This window comes from Micromonospora sicca, from assembly GCF_003172935.1.
Classification (GTDB): domain Bacteria; phylum Actinomycetota; class Actinomycetes; order Mycobacteriales; family Micromonosporaceae; genus Micromonospora; species Micromonospora sicca.
Genome location: NZ_QGKS01000474.1, coordinates 1 through 3,435 on the forward strand (window position 1 = coordinate 1; position 3,435 = coordinate 3,435).

Annotated in this window: 3 protein-coding genes; 1 reads left to right on the plus strand and 2 read right to left on the minus strand. The window is 75.0% G+C overall.

Annotated elements, in window-relative coordinates; all coding sequences use genetic code 11:
* A partial coding sequence (locus DKT69_RS34705; RefSeq protein WP_161558011.1) for a MerR family transcriptional regulator occupies positions 1 to 730 on the minus strand: 730 nt, incomplete at its 3' end.
* A gap of 100 nt (positions 731 to 830) precedes the next feature.
* Here DKT69_RS34705 and DKT69_RS34710 point away from each other — a divergent pair.
* Positions 831 to 2,543: a DUF6194 family protein gene (locus tag DKT69_RS34710; protein ID WP_109805608.1), complete on the plus strand. Its 1,713-nt coding sequence runs from the start codon at positions 831 to 833 to the stop codon at positions 2,541 to 2,543.
* A 252-nt stretch (positions 2,544 to 2,795) separates the two neighbouring features.
* Here the strand turns inward: DKT69_RS34710 and DKT69_RS34715 are convergent.
* The coding region (locus DKT69_RS34715) for a tyrosine-type recombinase/integrase (protein ID WP_146231293.1) at positions 2,796 to 3,435 on the minus strand (640 nt) is incomplete at its 5' end.

The window sequence follows — 3,435 nt, forward strand, 5'->3', positions numbered from 1 at the left end:
CGACAGCGACGCCACCACCTCGTCCGCCCGCCGCCCCCGCTGCGCCGCCGACGCCACCTGAAGATCCGCCACCGCCGCCTCGAACGCCGGCCGCAACGCCACCTCCCGGCCCGGCGCGTCCGCCGCCAGGACCGCGTGGCACCGGGCGTACGTCGCCACGGCGATCCTGCCACCGGCCGGAACCGGTCAGCCTCCGGCCGCCTCGAGGTAGTCGGCGAGGCGGCCGCAGGCCACCAGCATCGCGCGCCCCCGCGAGGCCAACCGGCGCCGCCACCCGTCCAGCGACTCCGCCAGCGGCCCAGGTCCCGTCGGCGGCCCGCACCTGCCGCATGACGGTCGCCAGATGCGCCAGCCGGTAGCCGCCGCGGCGCAGCAGCTGGGCCAGCTCGGCGTCCCGGACGTCGTCCCGGCCGTACCGGCGTTGCCGCGACGCGCGGGTCACGTGCCGGGTCAGCACATCGGCCCGTTCCCACGTGCGCAGGGTCGACGGGGTCACGCCGAGCCGGTGGGCCAGGGCCCCGACGGCCGGCGGCCGGTCGGGCCGGCTGGAAGCGGGCGCCGCGGTGAGCACGCCGACGGTCGTCTCGACGGCATCGAGCGTCTCCCGGTCGGCCAGCAACTGGGCGTGACTGCGGTCGACCGCGCGCAGGGCCGCGTCGACCTCACCGCGGACCGCCGCCCGCATGATCTCGGCGCCGACCGGGTAGCCGTGCGCCCGGGCGAGATCCACCGGCCGACAGACCTGCCCCGCGGCTTGAGGGTTCACATGCAGCCCCCGGGTCGCATCGCGGAAAAGTCTCAACGGGACGTTCAACGATACGGTAGAGGTCATGGCTTCTTCTCCCGTACCTGCCGCCGGCTGGTCGTACGACCTGACCGGACCCGGCCACGCCGCCGCGGTCGCGTCCCTGCTGCGGGCGTTGCCCGCGCCGCCGCAGCTCCTGGCCCTCGGCGAGCCCACCCACGGCGAGCCGGCCTTCCCACACCTGCGCAACCGCATCCTCGAAGCGCTGGTCGCGCACGGCTTCCGGTCCGTCGCCGTCGAGTCCGACCGCGTCGCCGCGTTCCACGTCGACGCGTACGTCCACGGCGGCGACGCCGACCTCGAGACGGTGCTGACCCGCGGCTTCAGCCACGGCTTCGGACAGCTCGACGCCAATCGCGAGCTCGTGGCCTGGATGCGCGCGTACAACGACGGCCGCCCGCCGGCCGAACGCCTGTCCTTCCACGGGTTCGACGCGCCACTGGAGATGACCGGCGCGCCCAGCCCCCGACGCCACCTGCAGCACGTGCACACCTACCTGGTCCAACACCTCGGGCCGGACACATTCCTGCACGGCCGCGCCGACCTCGACAGCCTCCTCGGCGACGACGAACGGTGGCACGACCAGGCGGCGATCATGGACCCGGAGCGGTCCGTCGGCGCCACGCCCGAAGCCGCCGCGCTGCGCGTCGTCGCCGACGACCTGCTCACCACCCTGCACGCCCACGCCCCGGCGCTGACGGCCGCAACGTCACGCGCCGCCTGGCACCGCACCCGGGTGCACGCCACCACCGCGCTGGGTCTGCTGCGCTACCACGCCCAGGCCGCCCAGAAGACCACCCCGGCCGCACGCACCTCCCGGCTGCTCGCCGTCCGCGACGCCTGGATGGCCCAGCACCTGCTCGACATCCGCACCGGCGAACAGGACCGCGGGCCCACACTGGTCTTCGCCCACAACCGCCACCTGCAGCGGCACCCCAGCACCTGGCGACTGGCCGACATGGACCTGCGGTGGTCCAGCGCCGGGGCCATCGTGTCGGCACTGCTGGGCCGGCGCTACGCGGTCGTCGTCGGCAGCCTCGGCGCCAGCGCCGCCCTGAACCTGGCGGAACCGGCCGCCGACACGTTCGAGGGTGCCCTGGGCCGGCGCGCCGCCCTCGTCGACCCCGCACCCCTGCAGCGGGCGGGCACCCTGCGCACCCGCACCGACATCACCCCCGAACAGGGATACTTCCCGCTCGACGAGGCGACCCTCGAGCACTGCGACGCCCTGCTGCACGTCGACGCGACCCGGCCGGCCCCGAGCGAGGACGACATCGCCGACCGCATCCTCGCCCTGCCCGAGGTCACCGTCGTACGGGCCGACGAGGCGTCCGGCGCCCCGCCGTCGAGCTGGGGCGACCGGTTCTTCTTCGTCGGCCCCGACCACCGACGACCCTTCGCCACGATCGTCGCGCACGACACCACCGGCTTCGACGAGGACTCACAGCTCGACCGGCCGGGCGTCTTCCGGGTCAACCTGGACATCGGCCGCCAGGAGTTCCAGCACCGGTTCGGCTACCCGCCGGCCCAGTGCGCCGACCACCACTCGTCGGTCGACTTCACCACCCTCGACCAGATCCTTCCCCACCCCGCCTACGGCACCCACGGCTGGGCGTGCGTGCTCAACCCCGGCGTCCGCAGCGCAGCGGAGTTCGACCGGCTGCTCGCGTACGCCCACCAGCGGGCACTGCAGCGGCACCGTCGTTCGCTCGACCGGCGGCACCGTCCGCACGGCTGACCGCGTGCCACCAGCAGCGGGCACGACCGACCTGGCGCGCCTCACGCCACGCTGGTCCGTGCCCCCGAAACCTCGCGGCGCTCCTGCCTGGCCGTGTCCATTGCGACGTCCGCTCGCCGCCCTCGTCCGGGTCACCGCAGACCATGCCGGTGCTCGCGCCGATCAACACCGGCTCACCGTCGACAGCGAACGGCTCCCGGAAGGCCTTGTCGATACGCCGGCCCGCCGCGGTGAGACCCCGACCCCCGCTCCTCACCCGACAGCTCGCCCCCACCCCAGACCCGCCAACGCCCGGTTCGTACGGTTCGACCGCACCGCCGCCCGCTGCTGACCCGCCGTCACCTCGATGTAGGTCTGCGACGACGCCAGCGACGCGTGCCCCAGCAGCCGCATGATCTCCGCCGCGCTCGCCCCGTCCTCCGCCAGCCGGGTCGCGAACGTGTGCCGCAGCGCGTGCAGCCGCGCCCCGTGCGGCACCCGGTCGCCGATCCCGGCCCGCCGGTAACAGGACTCCACCAGATACTGCAACCCACCCCGGCGCAGCGGCTCGCCCCGCCGATCCACCAGCAGCGCGGAATCCGGCCGTACGCTGCGCGCACCGAACCGGCGGGCGCGACTGTCCAGATAGTCCGCCAGCACCCGGTCCAGGTCGTCCTCGATCGGCATCACCCGGGGACGACCGCCCTTGCCCGCCACGTTGACCCGGCGTTCCCCGGGCCGCCCGGCCACCGACGCCACCCGCAGCGCCAGCAGTTCGGACAGGCGCAGCCCGGCGCAGAGCGCCAGCGCCAGCACCGCCACGTCCCGCTCCGGCCACGGGTCGCGCTGCCGACCGTCCTCGCGGGCCACCGCGGCGAGCAGCTCCTCCGGGGTGTCCTCGCCGCGCAGCGGC

What these genes read in the sequence shown, in the direction of transcription:
- DKT69_RS34710 (WP_109805608.1), top strand. Translation starts at nt 831, where the DNA reads ATGGCTTCTTCTCCCGTACCTGCCGCCGGCTGGTCGTACGACCTGACC.